Origin of the sequence: Streptomyces griseofuscus (genome assembly GCF_014673495.1) — a bacterium.
GTDB classification, from domain to species: Bacteria; Actinomycetota; Actinomycetes; order Streptomycetales; family Streptomycetaceae; genus Streptomyces; species Streptomyces murinus.
Genome location: NZ_CP051006.1, coordinates 7,257,222 through 7,280,422 on the forward strand (window position 1 = coordinate 7,257,222; position 23,201 = coordinate 7,280,422).

Consider the following 23,201-nt stretch of genomic DNA (forward strand, 5'->3'; position numbering starts at 1 on the left):
ATGGGACCTCAAGTGACGGATGCCCCGAGCACTTCTTTGCCTCTGCTGGCCGCGCAGTTGGGTGTGTGGGTGGCGCAGCAGTTGGAGCCGGAGAGTCTTGTTTTTCATGTGAGTCAGTTCGCTGACATCGCGGGTCCTGTCGATGCGGATGTTTTCGAGTGTGCGCTGGGCCGGGTTCTCGTGGAGGCGGAGGCTCTGCGGGTGCGGATCGTGGAGCGCGGGGGCGAGGTCCGTCAGGAACTGGTCTCCGGCTCGGACTGGTCTTTGACCCGGGTGGATGTGTCCGGGCTTGCTGATCCGGAGGGTGGGGCGCGTGCGTGGATGCGTGAGGAGATGCGCCGTCCGTTCGATCTGGCGGGCGGGGGACGGCTGTTCACGTGGGCGTTGCTGAAGCTCTCCGAGGAGCGGTTCTTCTGGTATCAGCGGTGTCATCACATCGTGTTGGACGGATACAGCTGTTCGCTGGTGGCCCGTCGGGTGGCCGAGGTGTACACGGCGCTGGTCCGTGGTGTGCCGTGCCCGGAGACGTCGTTCAGGTCGTTGGGCCGGCTGGTGGAACAGGACCGTGACTACCGCGACTCGCCGCAGCACGAGCGGGACCTTGACTTCTGGTCCGCCCGGCCTCTGACCGAGGTGGAACCACTGCTGCTGTCCGGCCGGTCCGCATCGGCAGCCGACTTCCCTCTCCAGCAGTCGGCGTATCTGGACAAGGGTGCGGTCGATGCTGTGTGTGCTGCGGCGGGGCTGGGGCCTGCCGGGTGGACGGGCGCCGTTCTCGCTCTGAGTGGTGCGTACTTCGCGAGGCTTGCGGGCCGGGACACGGTCACGGTGGAGTTGCCGGTCACGTCCCGGGTCACGGCGGTGCACCGCAGCACCCCGGGCATGCTCTCCAACATCCTGCCCCTGAGCGTCCCCGTCCCGTCCGGGGCGACGATCACCGACGTCCTCACCGATGTCTCGGCCTCCGTCCGGCACCTCCTGTTGCGTCAGCGCTACCGGCAGGAAGACCTCCATGCGGGGCTGGGGCACGCGGGAGGGCAGTACGCGTTCGGGCCGATGGTCAACATCCTCTCCTTCGAGCACCGCCTCGACTTCGCCGGCCACCCGGCCTCCGCCCACCCCCTCACCAACGGGCCCGTCCCCGACCTCGCCCTCACCATCGCCCCCGACACCCACCCAGGCCGTCTACGGGTCGACCTTCACGCCAACCCCGCCCTCTACACCCACGACGACCTCACCAACCACCTCACCCGCCTCCAACACTTCATCAACAACCTCGCCGCAAACCCACAACAACCCATCGTGCGCACGGAGTTGATGGACCGGGCAGAGCGCACACAGGTGCTGGAGGGGTGGAACGACACCGCCCGACACATCCCCCACGACACTCTTCCCGTCCTGTTCGAGCAGCAGGTGGCGCGGACACCGGACGCCGTGGCGGTCGTCTTCGAGGGCGTCGAGCTGTCGTACCGCGAGGTGAACGAACGAGCGAACCGGCTCGCCCGCCTGCTCCTCGACCGGGGCGCGGGCCCGGAGCGATTCATCGCCGTCGCCCTGCCACGCTCCGCCGACCTGGTCGTGGCGTTGCTGGCGGTGTCGAAGACGGGCGCGGCCTATGTTCCGATCGCCCCGGACTACCCGGCCGACCGCATCGCCCACATCCTCGACGACGCGGACCCCATGGCGGTCATCACGGTCGAGGACAGCGGCGTCGAGCTGCCGGCCGACATATCCCGCGTACTCCTCGACGGTTCCGCCAGGCCGGAGGCTCCCTACGCGCAGGCGTCCGGCGACCTCGCCGAGGCCGAGAGGCTCGCGCCTCTCCAGGCCGATGCTCCGGCCTACGTGATCTATACGTCGGGTTCGACGGGTCGGCCCAAGGGCGTGCTGGTCGAGCACCGGGCGCTGGTGAACTTCCTGGCGGCGATGCAGGAGCGGTTCGGGCTGGGCGCGGGGGACCGGCTGCTGGCGGTGACCACGGTGGCGTTCGACATCGCCGGTCTGGAGCTGTATCTGCCGCTGCTCCATGGCGCGGCTGTGATCCTGGCGGCGCCGGAACAGGTGCGTGATGCACTCGCGCTGCGGTCGCTGATCGCCTCCGCCGGGGTGACGGTCGTACAGGCGACGCCGAGCCTGTGGCACGCGGTTGTCGCCGATGCCCGTGACGAGTTGGCCGGGGTGCGGGCACTGGTCGGCGGTGAGGCGTTGCCGGGTGAGCTGGCGCGGGAGCTGACGGCTCGGGCCGCCTCGGTGACGAATCTGTACGGGCCGACCGAGACGACGATCTGGTCCACGGCGGACGACGTCCTGGGGGACGTGGGCGGTGTGCCCTCGATCGGGCGGCCGATCGCCAACACCCGGGTCTACGTGCTGGACGCGGGCCTGTGCCCGGTGCCGGTGGGTGTGGCGGGGGAGTTGTACATCGCCGGTGCCGGTCTGGCGCGCGGCTATGTGAACCGTCCGGGGCTGACGGCGGAGCGGTTCGTGGCCGATCCGTTCGGAGCGCCGGGTTCGCGGATGTATCGCACCGGGGATCTGGCGCGCTGGAGCACGACGGGACGGCTGGAGTACCTGGGGCGCGTCGATGACCAGGTGAAGGTGCGCGGGTTCCGGATCGAGCTGGGCGAGATCGAGTCCGCGCTCGCCGGGCACCCGGAGGTCGCCCGCGCCGCGGCGGTCGTACGGGAGGACCGCCCCGGTGACAAGCGGATCGTCGGATACGTCGTCCCCGCCCCCGGAGCCGTACCCGACCCGCAGGCCCTGCGCGCGTATGTGGCCGGTGCACTGCCGGACTACATGGTCCCCTCGGCGGTCATCGCCCTGGACGCGCTGCCGCTCACCCCGAACGGAAAGCTGAACCGCCGCGCCCTGCCCGCACCGGGGTCGACCATCGGCACGAAGGGGCAGGGGCCCCGGACGCCGCTCGAAGAGACCCTGTGCGCGGTGTTCGCCGAAGTCCTCGGCGTCGATGGCGTGGGCATCGACGACAGCTTCTTCGAACTCGGCGGCGACAGCATCCTGGTGATCCAGGTGGTGCGTCGGGCGGGACAGGCCGGACTGGGCATCGCGCCGAAGGACGTGTACCGGCTGAGGAACGTCCGCGCGCTGGCACCCGTCGTGACCGTCCTCGCCGAGGAGGCCCCGGAGGACGCGGCCGCGGGCGTGGGAGAGGTGGCACCAACTCCCATGATGCGGCGGCTGCTTGAAGACGGCCGCTCGCTCGACGGCTTTCACCGGGCCATGGTCGTACGGACCCCCGCCGGTCTGACCCCCGAGGCTCTGCACACGGGCGTGAGCGCGCTGGTGGCGCGGCATGATGTGCTCCGGCTACGCGCCGAGCAGGCGGGGGACGGTACGACAACGTTGTATGTGCGGGGGCGGGACGCGGTCGACGTCCCGGCCCGGATCCGCCGGATCGACGTCGGCGGGCTGACGGACGACGAGATCGACTCCCTCGTGTGGCACGAACGCGAGTGCACGGCAGGGGAGTTGGACCTTCGGGCCGGTGTCGCGTTCACGGTCACCTGGCTCGATGCCGGGCCGTCGGTGCGGGGGCGGCTGCTGTGGGTCGTACACCGGTTGGCCGTGGACGGGACGTCCTGGCGGATCCTGCTCGCCGATCTGGCGACCGCGTGTGCCGCCGCCATGGCCGGTACGACACCCACGTTCCCGCGGCCGGTCGCCTCCTTCCGTACATGGGCGGCCCACTTGGCCGAACTGGCCGCCAGTGATGAGCAGTTGCACGGCGTGCGGCGCTGGACCGAGGCGCTCAAGGGTGGCGAACCCAGCCCGGAAGCCGGTCTCTTGGGCACCGGCTCGGCACGCTCCCGTATGACCCTCCAGCTGGCCGAGGACGAGACGGCCGCTCTGCTGACGACCGTACCGACCGCTTTCCACGCCACCGTCGAGGACGCACTGCTCGCCGGGCTGACCCTGGCGGTGGCCGACCGGCGGCGGCACCACGGGACGGCGCACGGCACATCCGTACTGCTGGAGGTGGCGGGAGACGGCCGCGCCGTCCTGCCCGCGCCCGCCGATCTGTCGGCGACGGTGGGCTGCTTCTCCAGCATCCACCCGATGCTGCTCGACCCGGGCGAGGTCGAGTGGCGGGACATCTGGGCCGGTGGGGCGGACCTGGGCCGCGCCTTCAAGGCGATCAAGGAGCAGGCGCGCGAGTACGCCGACAACGGCATCGCCTACGGACTGCTGCGCCATCTGAACCCGGACACCCGGGCCGAACTCGCCGCCCTGCCCGCGCCGCGGATCCGCTTCAGCTACCTCGGAACCTTCGAGGGAGGAGGCGGAAGCGACGGTGGCGACTGGACGACCGAACCCGAATGGGTGCTGCGCGGGAGCGACGCGACCGAGTCGGGCGCGGACCACGCGATCGAGATCAGCGCCGTCACCGTGGACGGCCCCGACGGTGCCCGACTCGCCGTCCACTGGACCTGGTCCGAGGCCCACTTCTCCGAAACGACCCTGCGTGACCTGGCCGACACCTGGTTCCGCGCCCTGACGGCGCTCGCCGCACACGCGCGGCGCCCCGATGCGGGCGGCCCTACGCCGTCCGACCTCTCGCTGGTGGACATCAGCCAGAACGAGATCGACGACTTCGCAAGTGAACTTGAATCCGAGTGGGGGACCTGGTGACCGGCCGGCCGCGTATCCAAGACATTCTGCCTCTGTCCGCGTTCCAGGAGGGCCTGCTCTTCCACTCCCTCTTCGACCCCACCGACACGGACGTCTACACCGTCCAGTGGGCGTTCGACCTCAAGGGCACGCTGGACACCGAGGCGCTGCGAGCCGCGGCCGAGACGGTGCTGCGCCGGCACCCGAACCTGCGGGCCTCCTTCCGGCAGCGGAAGACCGGCGAACCCGTCCAGGTCATCCCGACCGAAGTACCGCTTCCGTGGCGCGAGTTCGACCTGAGCGCACGGAGTCGGGAGGAAGCCGGACGTGAAGCGGACCGGCTGGTGATCGAGGACCGTGCCACCCGCTTCGACCCCGCCCGACCGCCCCTGCTCCGCTTCACCCTCATCCGGATCGCGGCCGACCTGCACCGCCTGGTCCTCATCAACCATCACCTCATCCTCGACGGATGGTCGATGCCGCTGTTCATGCGGGAGCTGTTCACCCTCTACACGAACCGGTGCGACGAGTCGGCGCTGCCGCGCGTGGCGCCGTACCGTGACTTCCTCGCCCATGTCGCGAACCAGGACCGCGAGGCCGGGCGCGAGGCGTGGCGCGCGGTCCTCGCCGACCTGGACGGCGAGACCCTGGTCGCACCGGGCGCCACCCGCCAGGGCACCGCGATACCCGAGCGCGTCCACGCCGAACTCTCGGCCGAGGACACCGCCGCCCTGGCCCGGCAGCTGCGCAGCCGCGGCCTGACGCTGAACACCGCGGTCCAGGGCGCCTGGGGAATCCTCCTCAGCCGCCTCACCGGGCGTGACGACGTCACCTTCGGTGCCACCGTCTCGGGCCGCTCGCCCGAACTCGCGGGCGCCGCCTCGATGATCGGCATGCTCATCAACACGATCCCCGTTCGCATGCGGGTCGTGCCCTCCGCGTCCCTCGAGACCGGACTACAGCAATTGCAGGACACCCAGGCCCAGTTGCTCCAGCACCATCACATCGGGCTGTCCGAACTGCACAGCATGGCCGGCACCAAGGAACTGTTCGACACCTGCATCGTCTTCGAGAACTACCCCGTCGACCCGCAGTCCCTCGACCTGACGGACGCCGGGCTGCACGTGGAGTCCATGGAGGTGAAGGACGCCGCGCACTACCCGCTCCGCCTCGTCGCCGTCCCCGGCGAGCGCCTGCGGATGTGGCTGGACTACCGCCCCGACCTGTTCGACCAGCCGACCGCCGAGCGGATCATGGGCTGGCTGCTGCGCCTGCTGGAAGCGGTGCGGGTCGACCCGAGCCGTACCGTCGCCGCCACGGAGATGGTGGATCCGGCGGAGCGCGCGCTGGTGATGGGGGAGTGGAACGACACCTCCACCGCGGTGCCGGACAACACGCTGCCCATGCTGTTCGAGGAGCAGGTGGCGCGGACCCCGGATGCGGTTGCGGTCGTGTTCGAGGGCGTGGAGCTGTCGTACCGCGAGGTGAACGAGCGGGCGAACCGGCTCGCCCGGCTGCTGATCGAGGGCGGCGCGGGTCCGGAGCGGTTCGTCGCCGTCGCCCTGCCGCGGTCCGCCGAGTTGGTGATCGCCCTGTTGGCGGTGCTGAAGACGGGCGCGGCGTATGTGCCGATCGATCCGGAGTACCCGGCCGACCGCATCGCCTACATCCTCGGCGACGCCGACCCGATGTGCGCCATCACCGGCCTCGGCGCGGAAGGTGTACTGCCCGCGGGCAGCGCTCAGGTCCTGCTGGACGGTCCCGCCACGCAGGAGGCTCTTGACGCGCGGGCGTCCGGTGACCTCACGGATGCGGAGCGGCTCGCGCCGCTGCACGCGGGTGCTCCGGCTTATGTGATCTACACGTCGGGGTCGACGGGTCGGCCCAAGGGTGTGGTGGTCGAGCATCGCGGGATCGTGAACCGGTTGTTGTGGATGCAGGACCGGTTCGGGCTGGCGGCTGATGACCGGGTGTTGCAGAAGACGCCGTCCGGTTTCGATGTGTCGGTGTGGGAGTTCTTCTGGCCGCTGCTCGTGGGCGCCGGACTCGTGGTCGCGCGGCCCGGTGGTCACCGGGATCCCGCGTATGTGGCCGAGGTGATCGCCGAGCAGCGGGTCACGACGGTGCACTTCGTGCCGTCCATGCTCCAGGTGTTCCTCCAGGAGCCTGCCGCTGTCCGGTGCGAGGGGCTGCGGCGGGTGGTGTGCAGTGGTGAGGCACTGCCCCCGGAGGTGGTGGAGCGCTTCCGGCAGGTCCTGGACGTGCCCCTGTTCAACCTCTACGGCCCCACCGAAGCGTCGGTGGATGTGTCCTGGTGGGAGTGCCGGGGTCCGCTCGGGGCTTCGGTGCCGATCGGGCGGCCGGTCTGGAACACCCGGCTGTACGTGCTGGACGCGGGTCTGGCCCCGGCACCGGTCGGTGTCGCGGGCGAGTTGTACATCGCGGGCACCCAGCTGGCCCGCGGCTACCATCACCGCCCCGACCTGACCGCGGAACGCTTCGTCGCCAACCCCTACGGGGCTCCCGGTGCGCGGATGTATCGGACCGGGGACCTGGTGCGGTGGAACGCGGCCGGGGAGATCGAGTACCTGGGTCGCGTCGACGACCAGGTGAAGGTGCGTGGTTTCCGGATCGAGTTGGGCGAGATCGAGTCGGTTCTGGCCGGGCATCGTGGGGTTGCCCAGGTCGCGGTGGTGGTACGCGAGGACCGGCCGGGTGACAAGCGGCTTGTCGCTTACGTCGTCGCCGACGGTGCGTTCGCCGTGGACCCCGCCGGGCTGCGGGACTTTGTGGCCGCCGCGGTGCCGGAGTACATGGTGCCGTCCGCCGTTCTCGTTCTCGACGCGTTGCCTCTGACGCCGAACGGAAAGCTGGACCGGCGTGCACTGCCGGCCCCGGAGTTCACGGCACGTGTGGAGAGCCGCGCCCCGCGCACCGAGCAGGAGCGGCAGCTGTGCGCGCTGTTCGCGGAAGTGCTCGGCGTCGACGAGGTCGGCATCGACGACAACTTCTTTGAAATCGGCGGGCATTCGCTGCTGGCGACGCGGCTGGTGAGTCGAGTTCGCTCGGTGCTGGGTGTGGAGCTGGGCATCCGCGTCCTGTTCGAGGCCCCGTCGGTGGCGGGGCTGGTGTCACGGATCGAGGGTGCCGGTGCCGGGCGTCCGACGCTTCGGGCGGTTGAGCGTCCGGAGTTGGTTCCGGTGTCGTTTGCTCAGCGGCGGTTGTGGTTCCTGGGCCGGCTGGAAGGGCCTAGCGCGACGTACAACATCCCGCTCGTCGTACGACTGCGAGGCGCGCTCGATGTCGCAGCGCTGAACGCGGCGTTGGTGGATGTGGTGGGTCGGCACGAGAGTCTGCGGACGGTGTTCGGGGAGGTGGAGGGGCAGCCGTATCAGCGGGTGCTCGGTGTTGAGGAGGCCGGGGTCGCGGTCGAGGTTCGGGAGAGCTCGGCGGCGACGCTGGATGCCGATGTGGATTCGGTGTCGGGGTATGTGTTCGATCTGGAGTCCGAGATTCCGGTGCGGGCGTGGTTGTTCGAGGTTGCCCCGGGTGAGTCTGTGTTGGTCGCGGTGGTGCATCACATCGCGGGTGATGGTTGGTCGCTGGGTCCGCTCGCGCGGGATCTGGCGGTCGCGTACGCGGCGCGGTGTGAGGGTTCGGCGCCTGGTTGGGAGCCGTTGCCGGTGCAGTACGCGGATTACACGCTGTGGCAGCGGGAGTTGCTGGGAGACGAGGACGACTCGGAGAGCGTCGGCGCCTCGCAGGTCGAGTTCTGGCGGCGCGAACTCGCCGAGATCCCGCAGGAATTGGCGCTGCCGTTCGACCGGCCTCGTCCGGCGGTGGCATCGCACGCTGGTGACGTCGTGGAGTTGGCGTTCGACGCGCGGACGCATCGGCGTGTGCTGAGCCTTGCCCGGGAGAGCGGGGCGAGCGCCTTCATGGTGATGCAGGCCGCGGTGGCCGCCCTGCTGTCCCGGTTGGGCGCGGGTGAGGACATCCCGATCGGTTCGCCGGTGGCGGGTCGGTTGGACGAGGCGCTCGACGACTTGGTCGGGTTCTTCGTGAACACGCTGGTGTTGCGGACGGACGTCTCGGGTGATCCGTCGTTCGTGGAGTTGGTGGAGCGCGTTCGCGAAGCCGATCTCCGGGCGTTCGGGGCGCAGGACGTGCCCTTCGAGCGGCTGGTGGAGGCGCTGAACCCGGTCAGGTCCTTGGGCCGGCATCCGCTCTTCCAGGTGGCGCTGGCGATCCAGAACACACCCGTGTCGGAACTGGTGATGCCGGGTCTTGAGGCGGAGGCGGGCCCGGGTGGGACGGGCGCGGCGAAGTTCGACCTGTCCTTCAACCTGGCCGAGTCCTTCACCGAGTCCGGTGAGCCGGCCGGGATCTCGGGTGGGATCGAGTTCGCCACGGACGTGTTCGACCGGGCGACGATCGAGCGGATGGCGGGCTGGCTGACCCGTCTGCTGGAGGGGGCCCTGGCGGACCCGAGGCAGCCCGTCAGCAGGGCGCACTTCCTCGATGCAGGCGAACAGCGGCTGGTGCTGGAGGAGTGGAACGACACCTCCGCCGCGGTGGCCGATGGCACGCTGCCGGCGCTGTTCGAGGCGCAGGTGGCGCGGACGCCGGACGCCGTGGCGGTCGTATGCGACGGTGTCGAGCTGTCGTACCGCGAGGTCGATGAGCGGGCTAACCGGCTGGCGCGACTGCTGGTCGGGGAGGGTGCCGGTCCGGAGCGGTTTGTCGCCGTGGCGATGCCTCGTTCTGCGGAGCTGGTGATCGTGCTGCTCGCGGTGCTGAAGTCCGGCGCCGCGTATGTGCCGATCGACCCGGACTATCCGGCCGACCGCATCGCGTACATCCTCGATGACGCCGACCCGATGGCCGTGATCACGGTCAGGGGCAGCGGTGTCGAGCTGCCGGCCGGCACGAGCCGGATCCTGCTGGACGAGCCCGGGACCGTGGCGCGGCTGGCTGCGATGGGGGCCGAGAACCTCACCGATGCCGAGCGTCTGGGATCGTTGGGCGTGGATGTTCCGGCGTACGTGATCTTCACTTCGGGTTCGACGGGTCGTCCCAAGGGTGTGGTGGTCGAGCACCGGTCGGTCGTCAATCTGCTGGCGTGGGCGGATCGCAGGTTCGAGTTCGGACAGTTGGCGCGGGTTGTGGCCTCGACGTCGCTGAACTTCGATGTCTCGGTCTTCGAGATCTTCAGCCCGCTGGTGGCCGGTGGGAGCATCGAGGTCGTCCAGGACCTGCTGTCCCTGGCCGATCTGGAGCCCGAGGCGCTGGCCGGGAGCCTGGTCAGCGGTGTGCCGTCGGCGTTCTCCCATCTGCTGGCCGGTTCGCTGGGTGATGCTCGGCCGAGTGCGGTTGCCCTGGCCGGTGAGGCGCTGGCCGCGCACACTGTGCGGGACATTCAGGCGGCCATGCCCGGAGCCCGGGTCGCGAACATCTACGGTCCGACCGAGGCGACGGTGTACACGACGTACTGGCATGCTGATGCCGGTTCGGGCGTGGACACCACCCCGCCGATCGGCCGGCCGATCGACAATGTCTCCACCTATGTCCTGGACGCGGGCCTGTGCCCGGTCCCGGTCGGTGTCGCGGGTGAGTTGTACATCGCGGGCGACGGCCTGGCGCGCGGGTATCTCAACCGCCCTGGCCTGACGGCGGAGCGGTTCGTCGCGGATCCGTTCGGGGCGGCCGGTGCGCGGATGTATCGGACCGGGGACCTGGTGCGGTGGAACGCGGCCGGGGAGATCGAGTATCTGGGTCGTGTCGATGACCAGGTGAAGGTGCGTGGTTTCCGGATCGAGTTGGGCGAGATCGAGTCGGTTCTGGCCGGACATCCGGAGGTCGCGCAGGTCGCGGTGGTGGTGCGCGAGGACCGGCCGGGCGACAAGCGCCTTGTCGGGTACGTCGTTCCGGCGGCCGGTGCGGCGCTTGAGCCCGGGGCGCTGCGGGCGTTCGTGGGTGCCGCGGTGCCGGAGTACATGGTGCCGTCCGCCGTCCTCGTCCTTGACGCGCTGCCGTTGACGCCGAACGGGAAGCTGGACCGGCGTGCTCTGCCGGTGCCGGAGTTCGCCGTTGATGGTGAGGGTCGCGCCCCGCGGACGCCGCAGGAGGAGATCCTGTGCCAGGTCTTCGCCGAGGTGTTGTGCGTTGAGCGGGTGTCCATTGATGACAACTTCTTTGAGTTGGGCGGGCATTCGCTGCTGGCGACGCGGCTGGTGAGTCGTGTCCGGTCGGTGCTGGGTGTGGAGTTGGGCATTCGTGCCTTGTTCGAGGCTCCGTCGGTGGCGGGGTTGGTGGAGCGGCTTGCGGGTGCTGGTGCGGGCAGGGCTGTTCTGAGGGCGGTTGAGCGTCCGGAGTTGGTTCCGGTGTCGTTTGCTCAGCGCCGGTTGTGGTTCCTGGGCCGGCTTGAGGGGCCGAGTGCGACGTACAACATTCCGCTGGTGGTACGGCTGCGGGGTGCGCTGGATGTGGGTGCGCTGAACGCGGCGTTGGTGGATGTGGTGGGTCGGCACGAGAGTCTGCGGACGGTGTTCGGGGAGGTGGAGGGGCAGCCGTATCAGCGGGTGCTCGGTGTTGAGGAGGCCGGGGTCGCGGTCGAGGTTCGGGAGAGCTCGGCGGCGACGCTGGATGCCGATGTGGAGTCGGTGTCGGGGTATGTGTTCGATCTGGAGTCCGAGATTCCGGTGCGGGCGTGGCTGTTCCAGGTCGGCGTGGATGAGTTTGTGTTGGTCGCGGTGGTGCATCACATCGCGGGTGATGGTTGGTCGCTGGGTCCGCTCGCGCGGGATCTGGCGGTCGCGTATGCGGCGCGGTGTGAGGGCGTGGCTCCGGGGTGGGAGCCGTTGCCGGTGCAGTACGCGGATTACACCCTGTGGCAGCGGGAGTTGCTGGGAGACGAGGACGACTCGGAGAGCGTCGGCGCCTCGCAGGTCGAGTTCTGGCGAGGTGAACTCGCTGATATTCCCGATGAGTTGACGCTGCCGTTCGATCGTTCGCGTCCGGTGGTCGCTTCGTACGCCGGTGACGTCGTGGAGCTGGCGTTCGATGAGCGGGTGCATCGTGGAGTGGTGAGCCTCGCGCGGGAGCGTGGGGCGAGTGTCTTCATGGTGATGCAGGCCGCGGTGGCCGCCCTGCTGTCCCGGTTGGGCGCGGGTGAGGACATCCCGATCGGTTCGCCGGTGGCGGGTCGGTTGGACGAGGCGCTGGATGACCTTGTCGGGTTCTTCGTGAACACGCTGGTGCTGCGGACGGACGTGTCGGGTGATCCGTCGTTCGCGGATCTGGTCGAGCGGGTCCGGGAGACGGATCTGCGGGCCTTCGGGGCGCAGGACGTGCCGTTCGAGCGGCTGGTGGAGGTGCTGAACCCTGTCAGGTCCATGGGCCGGCATCCGCTCTTCCAGGTGGCGCTGGCGTTCCAGAACGCTCCTGTGTCCGACCTGGAGATGCCTGGACTGGACGTCTTGGCCGAGCCGGGGGCCACGGGCGCGGCGAAGTTCGATCTGTCCTTCAACCTGTCGGAGTCCTTCACCGGAGCGGGTGAGCCGGCCGGGATCTCGGGTGGGATCGAGTTCGCCACGGACGTGTTCGACCGGGCGACGATCGAGCGGATGGTTGGTTGGCTGACACGTCTGCTGGAGGAGGTGCTGGCGGACCCGCGGCAACCGGTCAGCCGGGCGCGCATCCTCGAAGACACCGAGCTTGCCCAGGTCCTCAACGGCTGGAACGACACCCGTCAGGAGGTTTCCGGCGCGGCCCTTCCCACGCTGTTCGAGGAGCAGGTGGCGCGGACCCCGGATGCGATTGCGGTCGTGTTCGAGGGCGTCGAGTTGTCGTATCGCGAGGTGAACGAGCGGGCGAACCGGCTGGCGCGGCTGCTGGTCGGGCAGGGCGCCGGGCCGGAGCGGTTCGTCGCCGTCGCCCTGCCCCGCTCCGCCGAGCTGGTGATCTCGCTGTTGGCGGTGCTGAAGACCGGTGCGGCGTATGTGCCGATCGACCCTGACTACCCGGCCGACCGCATCGCCTACATCCTCGGCGACGCCGACCCCATGTGCGTCATCACGGTCGAGGGCAGTGGAGTCGAACTGCCGGCTGGCACCGCCCGAATAGTCCTTGACGGTCCCGCCACGCAGGAGGCTCTGGACGCGCAGGCGCCCGGTGACCTCGCCGACGCCGAACGGCTCGCGACGCTCCACGCCGACGCGCCTGCCTATGTGATCTACACGTCGGGGTCGACGGGTCGTCCCAAGGGTGTGGTGGTCGAGCACCGCGGGATCGTGAACCGGTTGTTGTGGATGCAGGACCGGTTCGGGCTGGCGGCTGATGACCGGGTGTTGCAGAAGACGCCGTCCGGTTTCGATGTGTCGGTGTGGGAGTTCTTCTGGCCGTTGTTGGTGGGTGCGGGCTTGGTGGTGGCGCGGCCCGGTGGTCACCGGGATCCCGCGTATGTGGCCGAGGTGATCGCCGAGCAGCGGGTCACGACGGTGCACTTCGTGCCGTCCATGCTCCAGGTGTTCCTCCAGGAGCCTGCCGCTGTCCGGTGCGAGGGGCTGCGGCGGGTGGTGTGCAGTGGTGAGGCACTGCCCCCGGAGGTGGTGGAGCGCTTCCGGCAGGTCCTGGACGTGCCCCTGTTCAACCTCTACGGCCCCACCGAAGCGTCGGTGGATGTGTCCTGGTGGGAGTGCCGGGGTCCGCTCGGGGCTTCGGTGCCGATCGGGCGGCCGGTCTGGAACACCCGGCTGTACGTGCTGGACGCGGGTCTGGCCCCGGCACCGGTCGGTGTCGCGGGCGAGTTGTACATCGCGGGCACCCAGCTGGCCCGCGGCTACCATCACCGCCCCGACCTGACCGCGGAACGCTTCGTCGCCAACCCCTACGGGGCTCCCGGCTCCCGTATGTACCGCACCGGTGACCTCGTCCGCTGGAACACCGACGGCCAGATCGAATACCTCGGCCGGGTCGACGACCAGGTCAAGATCCGCGGCTTCCGCGTCGAACTCGGCGAGATCGAATCCGTCCTCGCCGCGCACCCCGACATCGCCCAGGCCGCGGTGATCGTGCGCGAGGACCGTCCCGGTGACAAGCGGCTCGTCGGATATTTCGTCGCAGCGCCTGGTACTGCCGTGGACCCCGCCGGGCTGCGGGCGTATGTGGCCAAGGCGCTGCCGGAGTACATGGTGCCGTCCGCCGTTCTCGTCCTTGATGCGCTGCCGTTGACGCCGAACGGGAAGCTGGACCGGCGGGCCCTGCCTGCGCCTGAGTTCGCGGCCAGTACGGCCGGTCGCGCTCCGCGGACGCCGCAGGAGGAGATCCTGTGCCAGGTCTTCGCCGAGGTGTTGGGCGTTGAGCGGGTGTCCATTGATGACAACTTCTTTGAGTTGGGCGGGCATTCGCTGCTGGCGACGCGGCTGGTGAGTCGTGTCCGGTCGGTGCTGGGTGTGGAGTTGGGCATTCGTGCCTTGTTCGAGGCTCCGTCGGTGGCGGGGTTGGTGGAGCGGCTTGCGGGTGCTGGTGCGGGCAGGGCTGTTCTGAGGGCGGTTGAGCGTCCGGAGTTGGTTCCGGTGTCGTTTGCTCAGCGCCGGTTGTGGTTCCTGGGTCGGCTGGAAGGGCCGAGTGCGACGTACAACATCCCGCTCGTCGTACGACTGCGGGGCGCGCTCGATGTCGCAGCGCTGGATGCCGCGTTCACCGATGTGGTGGGTCGGCACGAGAGTTTGCGGACGGTGTTCGGGGAGGCGGACGGGCAGCCGTATCAGCGGGTGCTCGGCGTCGAGGAAGCCGGCGTTGAGGTAGCGGTTCGGAAGAGCTCTGCGGAGACTCTGGACACTGATGTCGATTCCGTCTCGGGCTATGCCTTTGACCTGGAGTCCGAGATCCCGTTGCGGGCCTGGTTGTTCGAAGTCGGCGCGGATGAGTTTGTGTTGGTCGCGGTGGTGCATCACATCGCGGGTGATGGTTGGTCGCTCGGTCCGCTCGCGCGGGATCTGGCGGTCGCGTATGCGGCGCGGTGTGAGGGTTCGGCGCCCGGTTGGGAGCCGCTGCCGGTGCAGTACGCGGACTACACGCTGTGGCAGCGGGAGTTGCTCGGGGACGAGGGCGATCCGGGGACCCTTGGTGCGGCTCAGCTGGAGTTCTGGCGGAGTGAACTCGCCGCGATTCCGGAAGAGTTGACGCTGCCGTTTGATCGTTCGCGTCCGGTGGTCGCTTCGTACGCTGGTGACGTCGTGGAGTTGGCGTTCGATGAGCGGGTGCATCGTGGGGTGCTGGGTCTTGCGCGGGAGCGTGGGGCGAGTGTCTTCATGGTGATGCAGGCTGCGGTGGCGGCTCTGTTGTCGCGGTTGGGTGCGGGTGAGGACATTCCGATCGGTTCGCCGGTGGCGGGTCGGTTGGACGAGGCGCTGGATGACCTTGTCGGGTTCTTCGTGAACACGCTGGTGTTGCGGACGAATGTGTCGGGTGATCCGTCGTTCGCGGATCTGGTCGAGCGGGTTCGGGAGACGGATCTGCGGGCGTTCGGGGCGCAGGACGTGCCGTTCGAGCGGTTGGTGGAGGTGCTGAACCCTGTCAGGTCGATGGGTCGGCATCCTTTGTTCCAGGTGGCGTTGGCGTTCCAGAACGCGCCCGTTTCCGATCTGGTGATGCCGGGTCTTGAGGTGGAGGCGGGTCCTGGTGGGACGGGTGCGGCGAAGTTCGATCTGTCGTTCAACCTGGCCGAGTCCTTCACCGGAGCGGGTGAGCCGGCCGGGATCTCGGGTGGGATCGAGTTCGCCACGGATGTGTTCGACCGTTCCACCATCGAGCGGATGGCGGGCTGGCTGACACGCCTCCTGGTGCAGGTCCTGGCGGACCCGAGGCAGCCCGTCAGCAAGGCGCGCTTCCTCGATGCCGGCGAACGGCGGCTGGTGCTGGAGGAGTGGAACGAGACCGGCCGAGAGCTGCCGGGTGGCACGCTGTCAGCGCTGTTCGAGGAGCAGGTGGCGCGGACTCCGGACGCCGGGGCGGTCGTCTTCGAGGGCGTGGAGTTGTCGTACCGGGAGCTGAATGCGCGGGCGAACCGGTTGGCGCGGGTGCTGGTCGGGCAGGGTGCCGGTCCGGAGCGGTTCGTCGCGGTGGCCCTGCCGCGTTCCGCCGAACTGGTCGTGGCGTTGCTCGCGGTGCTGAAGACGGGGGCGGCGTATGTGCCGATCGACCCGGACTACCCGGCCGACCGTATTGCCTACATCCTCGCCGACGCCGATCCGATGGCCGTGATCACGGTCGGGGACAGCGGAGTCGAGCTGCCGGCCGGGACCGGCCGGATCCTCCTGGACGACACCGCCACCCAGCAGGCCCTTGACGCACAGGCATCCAGCGACCTTGCCGACACTGAGCGGCGTGCGCCTTTGAACGCGGGCGCACCGGCGTACGTGATCTATACGTCGGGTTCGACGGGGCGGCCGAAGGGTGTGGTGGTCGAGCATCGGTCGGTTGTCGATTATGTGTGGTGGGCGGTTGAGACGTATCCGGGGGTGCGGGGGAATGCGTTGTTGCATTCGCCGGTGTCGTTTGATCTGACGGTGACGGTGTTGTTCGCGCCGTTGGTCAGTGGTGGGCGTGTGGTGGTGGCGGAGCTGGAGGAGAGTCCGGCTGTCGAGGCGGTTTTGGCGGGGGCGCCGTTGACGTTCGCGAAGGTCACGCCGAGTCATATCGCGTTGCTGGACGCTCTGCCGGGGGTGTTCTCGCCGTCGGGTGATCTGGTCGTGGGTGGTGAGCAGTTGACGGGTGAGCAGCTGGGGCGGTGGCGGCGTGCGCATCCGACGGCGGTGGTGATCAATGAGTACGGTCCGACCGAGGCGACGGTCGGTTGTGTGGCGTATCGGCTTCTGCCTGGTGTGGAGGCTGCGGTGGGTGCGGTGCCGGTCGGGCGGCCTTCGTGGAACACCCGGGTGTATGTCCTGGACGCGGGTCTGTGCCCGGTGCCGGTTGGTGTCGCGGGTGAGTTGTATGCGGCGGGCGAGGGTCTGGCGCGTGGTTATCTGAACCGTCCGGGTCTGACGGCGGAGCGTTTCGTCGCCGATCCGTTCGGTGTGCCGGGCTCCCGGATGTACCGGACCGGTGACCTGGTCCGCTGGAACGCCGATGGGGAGATGGAGTATCTGGGCCGGGTCGATGACCAGGTGAAGGTTCGGGGCTTCCGGATCGAGCTGGGTGAGATCGAGTCCGTCCTTGCCGCGCACCCCGGCATCGCGCAGGTTGCGGTGATCGTGCGGGAGGACCGTCCCGGTGACAAGCGGCTTGTCGGCTATGTCGTCCCTGCGGCTGGATCCGTGGTGGATCCCGGCGAGTTGAGGGCGTACGCCGCGCAGTCGGTGCCGGAGTACATGGTCCCGTCTTCGGTTCTCGTACTCGACGCGCTGCCGTTGACGCCGAACGGGAAGCTGGACCGGCGTGCGCTGCCCGCGCCGGAGCTCACGGCCGACTCGGAGGGTCGTGCCCCCCGGACCCCGCAGGAGGAGATCCTGTGCCAGGTCTTCGCCGAGGTGTTGGGCGTCGAGCGGGTGTCCATCGATGACAACTTCTTTGAGCTGGGCGGGCATTCGCTGCTCGCGGTGTCGTTGGTGGAGCGGTTGCGTGAGCGTGGGCTGTCGGTGCCGGTGCGTTCGTTGTTCGTGACGCCGTCGGTGGCAGGGCTCGCGATGGGCCTGGACTCGACCGATGGCGGTGTGTCCGGTGGGTCCGTGGTGGTGCCCGAGAACGGGATCGTGGAGGGCGTGGAAGTGATCACGCCGGAGATGCTGCCGCTCGCGGGCCTGTCGTCACAGGAGATCGACCGGGTTGTCGCTCGGGTGCCTGGTGGCGTGGCGAACATCGCGGACGTCTATCCGCTGGCGCCGCTCCAGGAGGGCATCCTCTTCCACCACCTGATGAGCGCGCCCTCGGGCGAGGACGCCTATGTCCTTCCGATGGCCTTGGGCTTCGATTCCCGCTCTCGGCTGGACGAGTTCGCCGCGGTTCTCCAGAAGGTGGTGGACCGGCACGACATCCTGCGTACAGCCGTGATGTGGGAGGGCCTGCGGGAGCCCGTCCAGGTCGTCTGCCGACACGCCGAAGTCCCCGTTACCGAAGCTTCGTTGGACCCGGTCCCGGACGGTGACGTACAGGGCGTGGTGGACGGACTGCTGTCCGTCTGCGGGTCGTTGATGGATGTGACCGTGGCGCCGTTGGTGCATGTCACGGTCGCCGCGGTGCCCGGCACCGAGCAGTGGGTGGCGCTGGTGCAGGTGCATCACCTCATCCAGGACCACACGGCGGTGGACGTTCTCTTCGCCGAGGTCCAGGCCTTCCTGGAGGGCCGTGAGGGGGAGCTGGCGGCGCCGCTGCCGTTCCGGAACTTCGTCGCGCAGGCGAGGCTCGGGATCCCGGCGGCCGAGCACGAGGCATTCTTCGGCGGTCTGCTCGGCGATGTCATGGAGCCCACCGCGCCGTTCGGGATCACGGATGTGCGTGGGGACGGCACGGCGGTCGCCGAGTCCCGTGCCGCCGTCAGCGAGGCGACGGCCGCAGCGGTGCGTGAGGTGGCTCGTCGTCTGGGTGTGAGTGCGGCGACGGTGCTGCATGTGATGTTCGCCCGGGTGGTCGCGGCGGTCGCGGGCCGTGAGGATGTCGTCTTCGGCACTGTGCTGTTCGGGCGGATGCAGGCCGGCGCGGGAGCGGACCGCATCCCCGGGCTGTTCATCAACACGCTGCCGGTCCGACTCGACACCGGTCGTGGTGGGGTGCTCGACGCGGTCCGTTCGATGCAGGGTGACCTGGCCGAACTCCTGGTCCATGAGCACGCGCCGCTGGCCCTCGCCCAGCGCATGAGTGGCGTCGCGGCGGAGGCGCCGCTCTTCACGGCGCTGTTCAACTACCGGCACAGCGCCGGTGCGACGGACGCGGGCATGGAAGTGGAGGGGATCGAGGTCCTGTTCGCGCAGGAGCGGACCAACTATCCGCTGACGGTGTCCGTTGACGACACCGGCGACGGGTTCGTCTTCACCGTCCAGTGCGTGGCCCCGATCGACCCCGAGCTCGTCCTGTCGTTGATGGACACCGCGACCGGCCGGCTGGTCCAGGCCCTGGACGAGGCTCCGGAAACCCCGCTGCACACCCTCCCCGTCCTCGACGACACCCACCTGAGTGAAGTCCTCGGCGATTGGAAGGACGCTGGCCGGGAGGTTCCGGTCGGGGTGCTGCCGGTGTTGTTCGAGGAGCAGGTGGCGCGGACGCCGGACGCCGTGGCGGTCGTGTTCGAGGATCTGAAGCTGAGTTATGGGGAGGTGAATGAGCGGGCGAACCGGCTGGCGCGGTTGCTGGTGGAGCAGGGCGCGGGTCCGGAGCGGTTCGTCGCGGTCGCCCTGCCTCGCTCCGCCGACCTGGTCGTCGCGTTGCTTGCGGTGCTCAAGACCGGCGCCGCGTATGTGCCGATCGACCCGGACTACCCGGCCGATCGCATCGCCTACATCCTCGAAGACGCCCGCCCCATGTCCGTGATCACGGGCTACGGCGCGGAGCGCGTGCTGCCCGAGGGCACACCCCATGTCCTGCTGGACGACTCCGCAACCCTGCGCGCCCTTGAGACACGAGCAGGGGGCGATCTGACCGATGAGGATCGACTCGCCCCGTTGAACGCGGCGTCCCCGGCGTATGTGATCTACACGTCGGGTTCGACGGGGCGGCCGAAGGGTGTGGTGGTCGAACATCGTTCGGTGGTGCGGTTGTTCGGTGCGACGGAGTCGTGGTTCGGGTTCGGGTCGCAGGATGTGTGGACGTTGTTCCACTCTTATGCGTTCGACTTCTCGGTGTGGGAGTTGTGGGGTCCGCTGCTGCACGGTGGTCGGTTGGTGGTGGTGCCGTTCGAGGTGAGTCGTTCGGCGGGTGAGTTCCTGGGTTTGTTGGTGCGTGAGGGTGTGACGGTGTTGAACCAGACGCCGTCTGCCTTCTACCAGTTGATGCAGGCGGATCGGGACGATCCGGCGGTGGGTGACGGACTGGCGCTGCGGTATGTGGTGTTCGGTGGTGAGGCGCTGGATCTGGGTCGGCTGGCGTCGTGGTACGAGCGGCGGGGTGAGAGTGGTCCGACGCTGGTGAACATGTACGGGATCACCGAGACCACGGTGCACGTCACCCATCTGCCTCTGGACGCGGAGAAGTGCGTTACCGGTGCGGGGAGTGGTATCGGTGAGGGGATCCCGGATCTGCGCCTGTACGTGTTGGATTCGGGTCTGTGCCCTGTCCCGGTGGGTGTCGCGGGTGAGTTGTATGTAGCGGGTGCCGGTCTGGCGCGCGGCTATCTGAACCGTGCCGGGCTTACGGCGGAGCGGTTTGTCGCCGATCCGTTCGGGGTGTCGGGCTCGCGGATGTATCGGACCGGTGATCTGGTGCGGTGGAGTGCGGAAGGTCAGTTGGAGTACCTGGGTCGCATCGACGACCAGGTGAAGGTCCGCGGTTTCCGGATCGAGCTGGGTGAGATCGAGTCCGTTCTGGCCGGGCATCCGGAGGTTGCGCAGGCGGCGGTGATCGTGCGTGAGGATCGTCCCGGTGACAAGCGGCTTGTCGGTTACGCCGTCGCCGTGGCTGGTTCTGTCGTGGATCCGGCCGAGTTGCGGGCGTATGTCGCGGAGTCGGTGCCGGACTACATGGTCCCGGCCGCGGTGATGGTCCTGGACGCGCTGCCGCTGACCCCGAACGGGAAGCTGGACCGACGGGCGTTGCCCGCTCCGGAGTTCGCCGCCGGTACAAGTGGTCGTGCGCCGCGCACCGAGCAGGAGGAGATCCTGTGCCAGGTCTTCGCCGAGGTGCTGGGTGTCGAGCGCGTCTCCATTGACGACAACTTCTTCGAGCTGGGCGGGCATTCGCTGCTCGCGGTGTCGTTGGTCGAGCGTCTGCGTGAGCGTGGGCTGTCGGTGCCGGTGCGTTCGTTGTTCGTGACGCCGTCGGTGGCAGGGCTCGCGATGGGCCTGGACTCGACCGATGGCGGTGTGTCCGGTGGGTCCGTGGTGGTGCCCGAGAACGGGATCGTGGAGGGCGTGGAAGTGATCACGCCGGAGATGCTGCCGCTCGCGGGCCTGTCGCCGGAGGAGATCGGGCGGGTCGTCGCCAGGGTGCCCGGCGGGGTGGCGAACATCGCCGATGTGTACCCGCTGGCGCCGCTCCAGGAGGGCATCCTCTTCCACCACCTGATGGGCGCCTCCTCGGGCGAGGACGCCTACGTCCTTCCGATGGCGTTGGGCTTCGATTCCCGCTCTCGGCTGGACGAGTTCGTCGCCGTCCTCCAGAAGGTGGTCGATCGGCACGACATCCTGCGCACCGCTGTGCTCTGGGAGGGCCTGCGGGAGCCGGTCCAGGTGGTCAGTAGGCACGCCGAAATCCCGGTGCGCGAGGCCGCGTTGGAGCACATCGCCGAGGGTGATGTGCAGGGCGTGGTGGACGGGCTGCTCGCGGCCTGCGGGACCCTCATGGACATCACCTTGGCCCCGCTCGTGCATGTCACCGTGGCTCCGGTTCCCGGCACCACCCGATGCGTGGCCCTCGTACAGGTGCATCACCTCATCCAGGACCACACGGCGGTGGACGTTCTCTTCGCCGAGGTCCAGGCCTTCCTGGAGGGCCGTGAGGGGGAGCTGGCGGCGCCGCTGCCGTTCCGGAACTTCGTCGCACAGGCGAGGCTCGGGATCCCGGTCGCCGAACACGAGAAGTTCTTCACCACCCTCCTCGGCGATGTCACGGAGCCGACCGCGCCGTTCGCGGTGCTGGATGTGCGGGGCGATGGCACAGGCGTGGCCGAGTCCTCCGTGGCTCTCGACCAGGCGACAGCCGCCTCCGTGCGTGAGGTGGCTCGTCGTCTGGGTGTGAGTGCGGCGACGGTGCTGCATGTGATGTTCGCCCGGGTGGTCGCGGCGGTCGCGGGCCGTGAGGATGTCGTCTTCGGCACTGTGCTGTTCGGGCGGATGCAGGCCGGCGCGGGTGCGGACCGTATCCCTGGGCTGTTCATCAACACGTTGCCGGTCCGACTCGACACCGGTCGTGGTGGGGTGCTTGACGCGGTGCGTTCGATGCAGGGTGACCTGGCCGAGCTGCTGGTCCATGAGCACGCGCCGCTGGCCCTCGCTCAGCGTATGAGTGGTGTCGCGGCGGAGGCGCCGCTCTTCACGGCGCTGTTCAACTACCGGCACAGCGTGGGCGCGGCGGACGCCGGTATGGAAGTGGAGGGGATCGAGGTCCTGTTCGCGCAGGAGCGGACCAACTACCCGCTGACGGTGTCGGTTGACGACACCGGCGACGGGTTCGTCTTCACCGTGCAGTGCGTCGATCCGATCGACCCCGGCCTCGTCCTGTCGTTGATGGACACCGCGACCGGCCGACTGGTCCAGGCCCTGGACGAGGCCCCGGAGACCCCGCTGCACACCCTGCCCGTTCTCGACCAGGCCCGCCTGGACCGGATCGTCGGCGATTGGAACGACACCGGTCGGGACGTCTCCGACGGTTCGCTGCCGGCGCTGTTCGAGGAGCGGGTCGCGCAGGCGCCGGAGGCCACGGCGTTGGTGTTCGGCGGCGTCGAGCTGTCGTATCGCGAGGTGAACGAGCGGGCGAACCGACTGGCGCGGCTGCTGGTCGGGGAGGGCGCCGGGCCGGAGCGGTTCGTCGCGGTCGCCCTGCCCCGTTCCGCCGAGCTGGTGGTGGCACTGCTGGCGGTGCTGAAGACGGGGGCGGCCTACGTCCCCATCGACCCGGACTACCCCGCCGACCGCATCGCCGCCATCCTCGAAGACGCCCACCCCATGGCCGTCATCACGGTCGAGAGCGCCGCGGTCGAGGTACCGGCCGGCACCAACCGGCTCCTCCTGGACGACTCCGCCACGCGGCAGGCCCTCGACGCGAAGGCGGGAGACGATCTGCGGGACGACGAGCGGTCGGGCCCCTTGCGCGCGGGCACTCCGGCGTACGCGATCTTCACCTCGGGTTCGACGGGCCGCCCGAAGGGTGTGGTGATCGAGCACCGTGCCCTGGTGAACTTCCTGACGTCGATGCAGGAGCGGTTCGGTCTTGCGGCGGGCGACCGGCTGCTGGCGGTGACGACGATCGCGTTCGACATCGCCGGCCTGGAGCTGTACCTGCCTCTCCTGAACGGCGCGACGGTCGTCCTGGCCGCACCGGACCAGGTACGCGACCCGCTCGCCCTGCGCTCGCTGATCACCGCCGCCGGGGTGACGGTCATGCAGGCGACACCGAGCCTGTGGCACGCGGTCGTCGCCGATGCCCGGGACGAACTGACCGGCGTACGGGCCCTGGTCGGCGGCGAGGCGCTGCCGGGCGAACTGGCCCGCACACTGGTCTCCCGAACCGCGTCCGTCACCAACCTGTACGGGCCGACGGAGACCACCATCTGGTCCACCGTCGACGACGTCCACGCGGAGGCCGGCGGGGTTTCCTCGATCGGCCGCCCGATCGCCAACACCCAGGTCTACGTCCTGGACACGGGCCTGTCGGCGGTGCCGATCGGTGTCCCGGGCGAGCTGTACATCGCCGGTGACGGCCTG

General features: G+C 69.2%; 2 protein-coding genes (1 of these 2 only partly in view). Both read left to right on the top strand.

What is annotated here, in order from left to right; genetic code table 11:
* Positions 1-4,650: a non-ribosomal peptide synthetase gene (locus tag HEP81_RS33110; protein WP_207748334.1), complete on the top strand. Its 4,650-nt coding sequence runs from the start codon at positions 1-3 to the stop codon at positions 4,648-4,650.
* A protein-coding gene (locus tag HEP81_RS33115) for a non-ribosomal peptide synthetase (RefSeq protein ID WP_190276055.1) crosses the window boundary here: on the top strand, positions 4,647-23,201 show its 5' portion. Its footprint extends 753 nt past the window's final position; only the first 18,555 of its 19,308 coding nucleotides appear in the window; it begins with the start codon at positions 4,647-4,649; its stop codon lies off the right edge, out of view. Before HEP81_RS33110 ends, HEP81_RS33115 begins: the two co-directional genes overlap by 4 nt.

What these genes read in the sequence shown, in the direction of transcription:
- HEP81_RS33110 (WP_207748334.1), top strand. Translation starts at nt 1, where the DNA reads ATGGGACCTCAAGTGACGGATGCCCCGAGCACTTCTTTGCCTCTGCTG.